The sequence below is a fragment of the Marinobacterium sedimentorum genome, from assembly GCF_024267675.1.
GTDB classification, from domain to species: Bacteria; Pseudomonadota; Gammaproteobacteria; order Pseudomonadales; family Balneatricaceae; genus Marinobacterium_A; species Marinobacterium_A sedimentorum.
This window is the reverse complement of record NZ_JALDYX010000002.1, coordinates 215,966-228,993: the sequence shown is the minus strand read 5'-3', so window position 1 is coordinate 228,993 and position 13,028 is coordinate 215,966. Positions and strand designations below refer to the sequence as shown.

13 protein-coding genes are annotated in these 13,028 nt (G+C 60.9%); 7 read left to right on the top strand and 6 right to left on the bottom strand.

The window, feature by feature from the left end:
* Window positions 1–350: 350 nt before the first annotated feature.
* From MRS74_RS03435 to MRS74_RS03415, 5 genes are all read left to right on the top strand, one after another.
* Entirely contained in the window at window positions 351–1,517 is a 1,167-nt protein-coding gene (locus MRS74_RS03435; protein ID WP_254578872.1) for an isovaleryl-CoA dehydrogenase, read from the top strand.
* Between the two features lie 30 nt (window positions 1,518–1,547).
* The gene (locus MRS74_RS03430) at window positions 1,548–3,155 is read left to right on the top strand and encodes a carboxyl transferase domain-containing protein (protein ID WP_254578871.1); all 1,608 of its coding nucleotides are present in this window, start codon (window positions 1,548–1,550) and stop codon (window positions 3,153–3,155) included.
* A gap of 35 nt (window positions 3,156–3,190) precedes the next feature.
* Complete coding sequence (locus MRS74_RS03425; protein ID WP_254578870.1) at window positions 3,191–3,985, top strand: enoyl-CoA hydratase/isomerase family protein; 795 nt, start codon at window positions 3,191–3,193, stop codon at window positions 3,983–3,985.
* A gap of 104 nt (window positions 3,986–4,089) precedes the next feature.
* The gene (locus tag MRS74_RS03420; protein WP_254578869.1) at window positions 4,090–6,084 is read left to right on the top strand and encodes an acetyl-CoA carboxylase biotin carboxylase subunit; all 1,995 of its coding nucleotides are present in this window, start codon (window positions 4,090–4,092) and stop codon (window positions 6,082–6,084) included.
* Complete coding sequence (locus MRS74_RS03415; protein WP_254578868.1) at window positions 6,084–6,992, top strand: hydroxymethylglutaryl-CoA lyase; 909 nt, start codon at window positions 6,084–6,086, stop codon at window positions 6,990–6,992. Before MRS74_RS03420 ends, MRS74_RS03415 begins: the two co-directional genes overlap by 1 nt.
* 78 nt (window positions 6,993–7,070) lie before the next feature.
* On the opposite strand, the gene MRS74_RS03410 is transcribed toward MRS74_RS03415, so the two are convergent.
* From MRS74_RS03410 to MRS74_RS03390, 5 genes are all read right to left on the bottom strand, one after another.
* Entirely contained in the window at window positions 7,071–7,802 is a 732-nt protein-coding gene (locus MRS74_RS03410) for a GNAT family N-acetyltransferase (RefSeq protein WP_254578867.1), read from the bottom strand.
* Between the two features lie 35 nt (window positions 7,803–7,837).
* A complete protein-coding gene (locus tag MRS74_RS03405; protein ID WP_254578866.1) occupies window positions 7,838–8,848 on the bottom strand; it encodes an LLM class flavin-dependent oxidoreductase in 1,011 nt (336 codons plus the stop codon).
* Window positions 8,849–9,215: 367 nt separating this feature from the next.
* On the bottom strand, window positions 9,216–9,410 hold the full coding sequence (locus MRS74_RS03400; RefSeq protein WP_254578865.1) for a hypothetical protein: 195 nt from the start codon (window positions 9,408–9,410) through the stop codon (window positions 9,216–9,218).
* Window positions 9,411–9,433: 23 nt separating this feature from the next.
* The gene (locus MRS74_RS03395) at window positions 9,434–9,964 is read right to left on the bottom strand and encodes a hypothetical protein (RefSeq protein WP_254578864.1); all 531 of its coding nucleotides are present in this window, start codon (window positions 9,962–9,964) and stop codon (window positions 9,434–9,436) included.
* A 46-nt stretch (window positions 9,965–10,010) separates the two neighbouring features.
* Window positions 10,011–10,439, bottom strand: a complete 429-nt coding sequence (locus tag MRS74_RS03390) for a CBS domain-containing protein (RefSeq protein ID WP_254578863.1) — start codon at window positions 10,437–10,439, stop codon at window positions 10,011–10,013.
* 311 nt (window positions 10,440–10,750) lie between these two features.
* Here MRS74_RS03390 and MRS74_RS03385 point away from each other — a divergent pair, with 311 nt between their 5' ends.
* Both MRS74_RS03385 and MRS74_RS03380 read left to right on the top strand, forming a co-directional pair.
* A complete protein-coding gene (locus tag MRS74_RS03385; protein ID WP_254578862.1) occupies window positions 10,751–11,677 on the top strand; it encodes an ABC transporter ATP-binding protein in 927 nt (308 codons plus the stop codon).
* Window positions 11,674–12,435 (top strand): ABC transporter permease, encoded by a 762-nt coding sequence (locus MRS74_RS03380; RefSeq protein ID WP_254578861.1) that lies wholly within the window; start codon window positions 11,674–11,676, stop codon window positions 12,433–12,435. The genes MRS74_RS03385 and MRS74_RS03380 overlap by 4 nt, the downstream gene beginning before the upstream one ends.
* Before the next feature lie 35 nt (window positions 12,436–12,470).
* Here MRS74_RS03380 and MRS74_RS03375 read toward each other — a convergent pair whose 3' ends face one another.
* A complete protein-coding gene (locus MRS74_RS03375) occupies window positions 12,471–12,986 on the bottom strand; it encodes a hypothetical protein (protein WP_254578860.1) in 516 nt (171 codons plus the stop codon).
* Between the last annotated feature and the right edge of the window lie 42 nt (window positions 12,987–13,028).

Sequence of the window (13,028 nt, the reverse complement as noted above, 5' to 3'; positions counted from 1 at the left end):
GGAGTGCAGTTTGTAGCCTGGAATGAGCCTGCAAATTCCGGGAAATGAGCCCCAGGCGAATTCCGGGAAACAGGGTAAAACCTGCGGCGTTCGAGCAGGCAATCTAACGGTGTGTCCACTTTTGTGGGTCACATCCCCCCTTGCTCCTTTCATCTTGTCCCTTGCTCTGCTTCTCAAACCTGCCCCTGCCCCTCAGTGTCCAGCATTGGTCTACGCTTGTAGTCAGATGTCGACTTCAAACATACGCACCCGTATTGACACAGCAACAAAGCGAACATACGATAGCGTATAGTTAATTTTAGCGCGGGTTTTCCCGTATCGAATATTCCCGCAATGCGAGGGCTGGCAAAATGATTTCTCAATACTCCGAGCTGAACTTTGGTCTGGGCGAAACACTGGACATGCTGCGCGAACAGATAAACGCCTTCGCGGCCAAGGAAATCGCCCCGCTGGCCGAGGAAACCGACCGCAAGAACGAATTCCCCAACCAGCTGTGGCGCAAGTTTGGCGACATGGGCCTGCTGGGCATCACCGTCAAGGAAGAGTACGGCGGTGTCGACATGGGCTACCTGGCCCATGTGATTGCGATGGAAGAAATCAGCCGGGCTTCGGCCTCCATTGGTCTTTCCTACGGCGCCCACTCCAACCTCTGCGTTAACCAGATTCACCGCAACGGCAGCGAAGAACAGAAACAGCAGTACCTGCCAAAACTCATCAGTGGCGAGCATATCGGCGCTTTGGCGATGTCCGAACCCAATGCCGGCTCCGATGTGGTTTCAATGAAGCTCACCGCCCGCGACAACGGCGACCACTACGTTCTTAACGGCAACAAGATGTGGATCACCAACGGCCCCGACGCTCATGTCTATGTGGTCTACGCCAAGACCGACCATGCCAAGGGCCCCCACGGCATCACCGCCTTTATCATCGAACGTGACTACCCCGGTTTCTCCCGTGCCCAGAAGCTCGACAAGCTCGGCATGCGTGGCTCCAACACCTGCGAGCTGGTGTTTCAGGACTGCATCGTGCCCAAGGAAAACATCCTTGGGCAGCTCAACGGCGGCGTAAAGGTACTGATGAGCGGGCTGGACTACGAGCGCCTGGTTCTATCCGGTGGCCCCCTGGGTATCATGCAGGCGGCCATGGACGTGGTGGTGCCCTATATCCGTGAGCGCACTCAGTTTGGCCAGGCCATCGGTGAATTCCAGCTGGTCCAGGGCAAGGTCGCCGACATGTACACCCTGATGAATGCCGCCAAGTCCTACGTCTATATGGTGGCCCTGGCCGCCCAGCGCGGCGAAACCAGCCGCAAGGACGCCGCCGGCGCCATCCTGTATTCCGCCGAGAACGCCACCAGGCTGGCGCTGGATGCCATCCAGCTACTGGGCGGCAACGGCTATATCAATGAATTCTCCACCGGGCGCCTGCTGCGTGATGCCAAGCTGTACGAAATTGGCGCCGGCACCTCCGAAATCCGCCGCATGCTGATCGGCCGCGAACTGTTTCTCAACAAGTAAGCGCCCCTTCAAGCTTTCGAGGATTAAGCCATGACCCAGTTACAGTCCAAGATCAATCCGCGCAGTGATGAATACCGTTACAAGTACGACGCCATGGCCAAAGCCGTGGGCGATCTGCGTGAAAAGGTCGCCATCGTGGAACAGGGCGGCGGCCCGGCCTACCAGGCGCGCCACACCGCCCGCGGCAAGCTGCTGCCGCGCGAGCGCATCAACCGCCTGCTGGATGAGGGCTCGGCCTTTATCGAGCTGTCACAGCTGGCGGCCTACAAGGTCTATGAACAGGATGTGCCGGCCGCCGGCATCATTACCGGCATAGGCCGGGTATCCGGCCTCGAATGCATGATCATCGCCAACGATGCCACCGTGAAGGGCGGCACCTACTTTCCGCTGACGGTGAAAAAGCATCTGCGCGCCCAGGAGATCGCCGAGCAGAACCAGCTGCCCTGCATCTACCTGGTGGACTCGGGCGGCGCCAACCTGCCACAGCAGGACGAGGTTTTCCCGGATCGCGATCACTTCGGCCGCATTTTCTACAACCAGGCGCGCATGTCGGCCAAGGGCATCGCCCAGATCGCCGTGGTCATGGGGCTCTGTACCGCAGGCGGTGCCTATGTGCCGGCCATGGCGGACGAATCCATCATCGTGCGCAACCAGGGCACCATCTTTCTGGCCGGCCCGCCGCTGGTCAAGGCCGCCACCGGTGAAGAGGTCTCGGCCGAGGATCTGGGCGGCGCCGATGTGCACTGCCGGGTGTCCGGCGTCGCGGACCATTATGCGGAAAACGATGTGCACGCGCTGCAGATCGCGCGCAGCTGCATCGCCAATCTGAACCGTACCAAACCCATGGAGCTGGCCATCAAGCCGGTACAGGCACCGCTGTACGACAGCGAAGAGCTATACGGCATTGTCGGCACCGATCTGAAAAAGCCGTTCGATGTACGCGACGTGATCGCCCGGCTGGTGGATGGCTCCGAATTCGACGAATTCAAGAAGCTCTACGGCACCACCCTGGTCACCGGATTCGCCCATATCCACGGCTACCCGGTGGGCATTATCGCCAACAACGGCATCCTGTTCGCAGAATCCGCCCAGAAAGGCGCTCACTTCATTGAGCTGTGCTGCCAGCGCAAGATCCCGCTGCTCTTCCTGCAGAACATCACGGGCTTTATGGTGGGCCGCAAGTACGAAGCCGAAGGCATCGCCAAGCACGGCGCCAAGATGGTGACGGCCGTGGCCTGCGCCGATGTGCCCAAGCTCACGGTGCTGATTGGTGGCAGCTTCGGCGCCGGCAACTACGGCATGTGCGGCCGCGCCTACAGCCCCAACTTCCTCTGGATGTGGCCCAACGCCCGCATCTCGGTCATGGGCGGCGAACAGGCCGCCGGCGTACTGGCGACGGTCAAGCGTGATGGCCTGGAGCGCGACGGCAAGGACTGGTCTGCCGAGGATGAAAAAGCCTTCAAGCAGCCCATCGCCGACAAGTACGAAGCCCAGGGCCACCCCTACTACGCCAGCGCCCGCCTGTGGGACGACGGTGTCATAGACCCCGCCCAGACCCGCGATGTCATTGGCATGGGGCTTTCGGCTGCACTGAACAAGCCCATCAGCGACAGCAAATTCGGCGTCTTTCGGATGTAACCGAACGAATGTCACGGGATCTAACGGAGAGCTTCATGAGCGATGCAACAGTTCTGCTGGATATTCAGCCCGATGGCGTTGCCCGCCTGACGCTGAACCGGCCCGAGATTCACAACGCCTTTGACGATGCCATTATCCAGCGTCTGACCGAGCATCTGGTCGCGCTGGATGCGAACCCAGAAGTACGGGTGCTGGTACTGGCCTCCAATGGCAAGAATTTTTCCGCCGGCGCGGACTTCAACTGGATGCAGCGCATGGCCGCCAACAGCCATGCAGAAAACCTGCAGGATGCCCTGGGCCTTGCCGGTTTGATGGCGACACTCAACAACCTGAGCAAGCCGACCATTGCCCTGGTACAGGGTGCCGCCTACGGCGGCGCCGTGGGCCTGGCCGCCTGCTGCGATATCGTTATCGCCACCCAGGCCAGCCGGTTCTGCCTGTCCGAGGTGCGCATTGGCCTGACCCCGGCCACCATCAGTCCCTATGTGGTCAGGGCCATTGGCGAGCGCCAGGCCCGGCGCTACTTCCAGAGCGCCGAGGCCTTCAGCGCCGAACAGGCGCAGCAGTTTGGCCTGGTGCACGAGGTGGTGGCAGACAACACGGCACTCGATAGCGCCTGCAGCACCCTGGTGCAATCCCTGCGCCGTAACGGCCCCCGCGCCATGCGCGCCGCCAAGGAGCTGGTGTTTGCGGTGAGCCAGAAACCAATTGATGCAACCCTGATCAACGATACTGCCCGGCGCATCGCCGATATCCGCGTCAGCGAAGAAGGCCAGGAAGGACTCAGTGCCTTCCTGCAAAAACGCGCCCCGAACTGGATCGAGGAATAGGCTCATGTTTAACAAGATTCTGATTGCAAACAGCAGTGCAGCGGCGCAGCCATTTTGCATGAGCTGCGCAGCAGCTGCAGGCAATCTCGACACGGAGACCCGCCATGTTCAGTAAAATATTGATCGCCAACCGGGGCGAGATTGCCTGCCGGGTCATAAAGACGGCCCACCGCCTGGGAATCCGTTGTGTTGCCGTCTACTCCGAGGCCGATATCAATGCCCGCCATGTGGCCATGGCGGACGAAGCCTTTCTGCTCGGGCCTGCCCCCAGCAGCGAGAGCTACCTGCGTGCCGACAAGATCATCGAGATCGCCAAGGCCTGCGGTGCCGAGGCCATACACCCGGGCTACGGTTTTCTGTCCGAGAACACCGGCTTTGCCCGCGCCTGCGAAGACAACGGCATCGCCTTTATAGGCCCGCCGGCCTCCGCCATTGCCGCCATGGGTTCCAAGTCTGCCGCCAAGGCCATCATGCAGGACGCCGGCGTGCCACTGGTGCCCGGCTACCACGGCGATGACCAGACGCCCGCCGTCCTGAAGAAGGAAGCCGAGAAATGCGGCTTTCCGCTGCTGCTCAAGGCCGTCGCCGGCGGCGGTGGCAAGGGCATGCGGGTGGTCGAGTCACTGGCCGAGTTTGACGAAGCCCTGACCTCGGCCTGTCGCGAGGCAAAAAACGCCTTCGGCAATCCGGACATGCTGATCGAGCGCTACCTGACGCAGCCGCGTCACGTCGAGATTCAGGTGTTCTGTGACAGCCAGGGCAATGGCGTCTACCTGGCCGAACGCGACTGCTCGGTGCAGCGCCGCCACCAGAAAGTCATTGAAGAAGCACCGGCACCCGGGCTGTCCGATGCCACCCGCAAGGCCATGGGCGAGGCCGCGGTACTGGCCGCCCAGGCCATCAACTATGTGGGTGCCGGCACCGTCGAGTTTCTCTACGACGTCGACGGTTCCTTCTTCTTCATGGAAATGAATACCCGCCTGCAGGTGGAGCATCCGGTCACCGAGATGATCACCGGCCAGGATCTGGTGCAGTGGCAGCTGCTGATCGCCGCCGGCGAGCCGCTGCCGCAACTGCAGCACGAGATCAGCATCAACGGCCACGCCTTTGAAGCGCGTATCTATGCCGAGGATCCGGACAACGACTTCCTGCCGGCCACCGGGCGCCTGAACTATCTGCGCACGCCCACCGAGTCGCCCCATGTACGGGTCGATACCGGCGTGATCGAGGGCGATGAGGTCAGTGTCTATTACGACCCGATGATCGCCAAGCTGATTGTCTGGGATGACAACCGCGACCGCGCCCTGGCGCGCCTGGCCAAGGCGCTGGGCGAGTACCGCATTGGCGGCATCAAGACCAACGTGCGCTTTTTGCGCAACCTGGCCCTGGCTGCGCCCTTCAAGGCAGCAGACCTGGACACCGGCTTTATCGACAAGCACCAGAGCCTGCTGTTCCCGCCGCCCAAGCTCGACACCTCTGAATGCCTGCTGATGGCTGCCTGCATGTTTCTGGAAAGCGACAAGCTCAGTCACAGCACGGGTAACGACCCCTACTCGCCCTTTGCGCGCCAGACCAGCTGGCGTCTCAACTCCAGCTTTGCGCGGCCCATGCAACTGGTTCACGGCGAACAGCTGCATGAGCTGAGTATTCTGGAACAGGACGGCGGCTACGACATCAGCCTGGGTGGTGCCCGTTACAAGGTCAGCGCCACGCTGCATGGCGACACCCTGGATGTGATCATCAACGGTCATCGTCGCACCCTGTACGGCTACCGCGATAACAGCCAGCTAACCCTGATGGACCAGGGCGAACAGTTTTCCTGCCAGTTGCACGTCGAAAACTTTGGCGAAACCGACCACCAGAGCGATGCGTCCCTGGCCGCCCCGATGAACGGTGCCGTGGTTGCAGTGCTGGTTGAACCCGGCCAGGCCGTCAGCAAGGGTGAAACCCTGGTGGTGATGGAAGCCATGAAGATGGAGCACAGCATTCGGGCGCCGCGCGATGGCATTGTCAGCGCGGTGTTTTTTGCCGAAGGCGAGCTGGTCGCCGACGGCGCGGAGCTGGTATCGCTGGCAATCGAAACCGAGGAGGCCTCCTGATGGCATTGCCCAGTGACGTTCGACTGGTGGAGGTCGGCCCACGGGATGGGCTGCAGAATGAAGCCAGCCAGATCAGTACGGCGGTCAAGATTGAACTGGTGGCGCGCCTGGGCGCCGCCGGCATCCGCCATATCGAGGCCGCGAGCTTTGTCTCGCCCAAATGGGTGCCCCAGATGGGGGATGCCCGTGAGGTCATGGCGGGCATCGAGCGCCGTGACGGCGTCATCTATGCCGCGCTGACGCCTAATTTCAAGGGGTTTGAGGGCGCTCTGGCAAGCGGCGTGGATGAGGTGGCGGTCTTCACCGCCGCCTCAGAAGCCTTTACCCAAAAGAACATCAACTGTTCCATCGCCGAGAGTCTTGCACGCTTCACCCCGGTGATCGAGGCCGCCAAGGCCAACGGAATCCGCGTGCGCGGCTACGTCTCCACCGTGCTGGGCTGCCCCTACGCCGGCGACATCGCCCCGGCCCAGGTAGCGGCGGTTTCGCGTGAATTACTCGACATGGGCTGCTTTGAAATCTCCCTGGGAGACACCATCGGCACCGGCACGCCGCTGAAAGCCAAGCGCATGCTCGAGGCCGTCGCCCGCGAGCTGCCCATCAACCAGCTGGCCGCCCACTTCCATGACACTTACGGGCAGGCGCTGGCCAACCTCTATGCGGTACTGGAAGAAGGCCTCGCTGTAGTGGATGCGTCTGTCGCAGGTCTTGGCGGTTGCCCTTACGCCAAGGGTGCGTCCGGCAATGTCGCCAGTGAGGACGTGGTTTACATGCTGCAGGGGCTGGGAATCACTACCGGCATCGACCTGCAGCAACTGGTCGACACCGGCCACTGGATCACAGGCCAGCTTGGGCGCAGTAACGGCTCCAAGGTCGGACTGGCACTGGGCTGCAGCCACCGGGCATGATGTCCGGTCAGATCTGGTTCTTTGGAGCAGCGCCACTCCCAGGGTCTGCGCACGCTCGAACACCCCGCCCTTTTTGCATTACCCAGCACGAAAGCCGCGGGTCAGCTCGCTGAGCCCGTGGCGCTGCCGGCCCGCGGCGTCGAAATTTTCCGGCGCCAGCCACTGCTCGAAGCAGCGGCGCAACAGGGGCCATTCGCTGTCGATCACCGAATACCAGGCCGTGTCGCGGTTGCGCCCCTTGTAGACCGTCGCCTGGCGAAAGGTGCCTTCGTACGCAAAACCCAGCCGCTGCGCCGCCGCCCGCGACAGCGCATTCAGGGCATCGCACTTCCACTCGTAGCGTCGGTACCCCAGTTCGAAGGCATGGCGCATCAACAGGTACATGGCCTCGGTGGCCGCGCTCTGGCGCTGGAGCTGCGCCGAGTAATGGATATGCCCGACCTCGATGGCACCGCTGCGGGGCGTGATTCGCAGATAGCTGGCCACACCCAGTGCCCGGCCATCGGACGGCTGCACGATGGCATAGAACTGCGGATCGCAGCCCTGGCTGGATGCCTCGACCCAGCGACGGTAATCTGCGGCCGACGCAAAGGGACCATAGGGCATATAGGTCCAGCTGCGCCCATCAGTATCCTGACTGTTGGCCGCAAAGAGGTCGTCGGCGTGGCGGCTCTGCAGCGGCTCCAGCTGACAGAAGCGCCCCGTCAACAGGGTTCGCGCCGGCGGCGCGGGTGCTGTCCAGTCGCTTAAGGGTTCTCCGATCGGCTGCCCCAGGGGATTAAGCCGGCCCTGCTTGTGCTGCTCCGTCATGATTGCATCTCCGTCAAGGCCTCAATTCCGGCCGCTCAGTTATGTGCCGCCAGCAGCGCGTAGCTGCGCAGCCGGTGCTCGAAATCGTGGGTCACCGTCACCAGGCCGATCTCGTCGGTGCCGTAACGCTCGCCCAGACCCTGCAGACGCGCCAGGCACTGCGATGGCGATCCACACACGACCGAAGCCAGTGTCTGGTCAAAATACGCCTGATCAGAAGGCCCAAGTTTTTCTTTTAAATCAAGTGCCTCGCTGGGGGACTTGATAATATCCCGCACCCCGTGACGAAAGGCTCTTACCTTCCAGTACACCTGGGAGGCCGCCAGGTATTCCGCTTCCTCCCCTGTATCCGCACAGACCGCCGCCACCGCGATGAGCGTCTCGGGCTCACCTTGATGACCGGCTTCACGCCAGGCGTTCTGGTAATCATGCACAATGCTCACAGGCCTGTCTTCAGGACCGATAAAGAGCGCCAGCGCCATCTTCATGCCCACCTGCCCGGCCAGCTCTGCACTGCCGCCACTGGAGCCCAGCATCCAGAGTTCGGGACAGGGCGCCTCATCGGGCATGACCTGCAGCTCATGGTAAGGATGCTGGTTCGGTATGCTGCGGGTCAGAAAGCCTTTGAGCAGCGCCGCCTGCTGGGCGTAATGATCTTCCCGGGCCTGAGCATGAGGATAGGCCAGGGCATGACTCGCCAGGCCATCGCCGCCCGGCGCCCGCCCTATCCCCAGATCAATACGCCCGGGAAAGAGCGTTTCCAGCAGTTTGAACTGCTCCGCAACCTTGTAGGGACTGTAGTGCGGCAGCATCACCCCGCCGCTGCCCACCCGTATCCGTTCGGTAATACTGGCGATATGGCTAATCAGAATCTCGGGGCTCGGGCCTGCAAAATTGATGCTGTTATGATGCTCTGCCACCCAGTAGCGGGCGTAGCCTGCCTGCTCGCAGGCCTGGGCCAGCCTGGCGGAAAGCGCCACGGCGGACAACGGTTGTGGCTTGCCGGGTACCGGCGACTGGTCGATCACAGTAAGTTTGAGTGTCATAACAGGGTAAGCCCGAATCCTTAAACTGGGGAACAGAGCGACCGCACGTCAGGCCGCTGCAGGGTTAGGAGGCTATCCGAGACTGCTGGCCGTAGCGAGAGCCCGCTGATTTGAACTGGTTTTTGCGATGTTTTAAGGCGACAAATCGGCAGGATTGCCGATTTACACAGCGTTAGCTTCCCACCGGGCAAGCAACAGGGATGTCGCTTGTGAATAGTGGTTTTAGTTAACGCAAAGCAGCACGAAAAACAGCTCCCTTTATTTTTAGAGAGCCAGGTGGCTCGCAGCAGGTTAAGTGTTGTCGGACAGCCTCCCAAGCTAAACTAATGGGGCTTTTATGGCCATGCCGGCAAGTTAATGTCCGGCGCTATCTTAGCATCATCCGGGCCAACCCGAACAACGCCAACAGCAATGCATAAATCAGCCCATAACACAGGCCGGCGGGCCCGGAATGCCCCACCAGCTCAAGTGCCAGTGTCGCCTCCAGCCAGGACCAGAGCGGCATCAGCAACAGCGTTAGCACCAGCGCCAGGGGAATCAACGCCAGCAACACCGCCAGCAATTTGAAACATCCCCCCGCCCTGATCATTCGACATCTGCACAGCGGTGCTCGGGCAGCTTCAGGCTCAGGCTGTAATAGGTGTAGGGCTTGCCGCCCACATGGGGCAGCGGCACCCACCAGAGCAGCCAGTCGGCCGCATACTTGCGCACCCTGACCGGCACCGCCGGCCCGTCGCAGGTTGCGGTACTCAGGCTGACGCTGTTCACGCGGTCGGCCCAGCGGGGAATCCAGCGCGCCTGCTGCTCGAAGCACGCCTGCCATGCTTTGCGCCCCGCGGATGAACCGGCTGCGGCCTGCTCGGCTGCATTACAGTCACCCACCTGGGGGTGAATCAGGCGCACAAAGTTGTACTGCATAGCGTTACGCCCGCGTGCCAGTTCAAGGCCAGCGGCATCGCGCAATATGATCTCGGCACCCGGCACAAAACCCCGTCCTCCAGTCGCGCCGGGCATCTGAGTGCTGATGGAAAACGCGGCGTGGGTGACGCCATGCCAATAGCCATAGCCCAGCACCGCCAGGGCAACCAGAACCGCCAGCAGAAGCAGGCGCTTCATGCCTCACCTCTGAGCGGCCATGACAGGGTCCTGTTACCGAATCGCATCAGCCAGGACGTGACATCTCGGAGAGTTTGCCGAGCAACATTTTAAGAATATGCCGCCTGGTGATAACACCAATGACCCGGCGCTGCCCATCCAGCACAGGGTAGGACTTGGGCTTCTGATTGGGTATTGGGCTCAGCATCTGCCGCGCCAGATCCAGCGGAGAATCCGCCAGCGACACCGTCAGCACGTCGGTACGCATGATGTCACGCACATTGGCGACACGCTGATTGTGATAGACCACCTGAATGGTGACCTGCAGACACTCCTGCTCCGAAATCCAGCCCACGAGCTCGCGGTTTTCGTTTACCACTGGCCCCCCCAGCATGGCTTTCTGGATGAGTTTCGCCGATGCCTCAACCACCTGCATGCCGGGCGTGATAATGGCGAAATCGGTACTCATGTACTCACGTATCGAACCTGAATCCATCGTTCTCACCTCGATCTGGTTGACCTGCACTCAACCGGGAGAGCAGCCTGCCCGGCCATGGCATCGACACCAGGGATATTTTTGTGCACTGCACAAAAATAGCAAATACACCGCTGTAACCGCTACTGCATGAAACACTCAGGCTGCACATGGTCTGTTTTATGCGGATACAAGCAGTCTCTCAGCTACTGTTAAAACATAGCCCATGGCCTGCAAACCGGCCGCTACAGGGTCCCCCGAGATCCGCGCTTTGGGTTACACTCCTGTCTGGCTGTTGTCGTACGGCCGTTATAAGGACGCAAGGAGCCCGCGTGCAGAAAGTTATTTCGGTTCAAAACATCAACAAGACCTATGCGTCCGGGTTTACCGCACTGCATGATGTCAGCCTCGATATTCGCCGCGGCGAGATCTTTGCACTGCTGGGCCCCAACGGGGCCGGCAAGACTACGCTGATCAGCATTATCTGCGGTATTGTCAACGCCACCCGTGGCACCGTTACCGCCGATGGGCACGATATCAAGGCCGACTATAGAGCCGCCCGCAGCAAGATCGGGCTGGTACCCCAGGAGCTGGCCACCGACGCCTTCGAGAGTGTGCTGGCGACGGTAAAATTCAGCCGCGGACTCTTTGGCAAGGCACCCAATCCAGCCTATATCGAACAGCTCTTGCGTCAACTATCTCTCTGGGACAAGCGGGATTCGCGCATCATGGCGCTGTCCGGCGGCATGAAACGCCGCGTCATGATCGCCAAGGCCCTGTCCCACGAACCCTCCATCCTGTTTCTCGACGAACCCACCGCCGGTGTCGATGTGGAACTGCGCCGGGACATGTGGAACATGGTACGCGGGCTGCAGGAGCGCGGCGTGACCATCATACTCACGACCCATTACATCGAAGAGGCCGAAGAAATGGCCGACCGCATCGGTGTCATCAACAAGGGCCGGCTGGTACTGGTGGATCACAAGACCAGCCTGATGGAAAAGCTCGGCACCAAACAGCTGCGCCTGCAGCTGCAGACACCCCTGGATGCCCTGCCTGCCTCCCTGGCGCCCTTCCAGCTGGAGCTCAGCACAGACGGCCAGCAGCTGACCTACAGCTTCGATGCCCAGCATGAAAACACCGGCATCACCGAGCTGATGCGCGCACTCAGCGAGCAGGGGCTGGACTTCAAGGACCTGCACTCAAAACAGAGCTCGCTGGAAGATATCTTCGTCAATCTGGTGAGGGAACAGGCATGAACCTTTACGGAATTGCGGCTATTTACCGCTTTGAAATGGCCCGGACCGGCCGCACCCTGATGCAGAGCATTGCCTCGCCGGTACTGTCAACATCGCTGTATTTCATCGTCTTCGGTACCGCCATAGGTGCGCGTATGGGTGACATAGACGGCATCAGCTATGGCGCCTTTATTATCCCGGGCCTGCTGATGCTGTCGCTGCTGAGCGAGAGTATTTCCAATGCCTCCTTTGGCATATTTTTTCCAAAGTTTTCCGGCACCATCTACGAAGTACTGTCGGCGCCGGTCTCACCCTTTGAAATTGTTGCCGGCTACGTCGGAGCTGCCGCCAGCAAGTCGATCATTCTCGGGCTGCTGATTCTCGCCACCTCCCGGCTCTTCGTCGATTACAGCATCGAGCATCCCGTCTGGATGCTGTCCTTTCTGGTGCTCACGGCCATTACCTTCAGCCTGTTTGGCTTTGCCATTGGCATCTGGGCCGATGACTTTCAGAAGCTGCAGATCATTCCGCTGATGGTCATCACGCCGCTCACCTTTCTGGGGGGAGCCTTCTATTCCATCAACATGCTGCCGGAACCCTGGCAGAGCCTGACCCTGTTCAATCCCGTGGTATACCTGATCAGCGGTTTTCGCTGGGCCTTCTATGGCGTATCAGATGTGAATATAGGCCTGAGTCTGGCCATGACCCTGGGCTTCATGGCGCTGTGCATGACCCTCATCGGCTGGATCTTTCGCACCGGCTACCGCATCAAACCCTGAGCCGGCCATCCAGCCTGAAATCTGCGCCGCACCCCTCAGGGATTGCGGCGTACATAGGCTTCGCCATTCCAGCGATACAGCGGGAAGGCCGCGAAGCCCGGCCCCCCGACCTCAATATCCGGCCAACCCTGATTGCCAGTCTCCCTGATCACCGGGATACCCGCCGCTTCAACAAGAATACGCCAGCCGTTCTGCTCTCGGGTCAGCAGCACGAAATACTGCTCCGTATTGCCGTAGCAGTACAGACTGCCTTCGGTCACCCAGGCTTCATCTTGACCATCGCCGTTCAAGTCCGCCAGCTCCGCTTTGCCGGGCTGATAGGACAGGGTCACCGGCTCTTCTCTACAGCGCTGATACTGGCCATTGCCGGCCAGGCTAAAACCCGCGGCAGCAAACAGCGCTGCCTCTTCACTGGCGGACAAGCCCTCCACCACACTGCTGCCCCGCACCGGCCCGACCGCCAGCATGCTGGCCGTTGTCACCAGGGCTGCGGCCAGCGTCAGCCATCCTGTGCCGCCTTCCCGTATTAACCCACTTCGACCGAGTTTCATAACAGCTACTCCCCTTGCACTGAACGGGCCCGCCGGCACAAC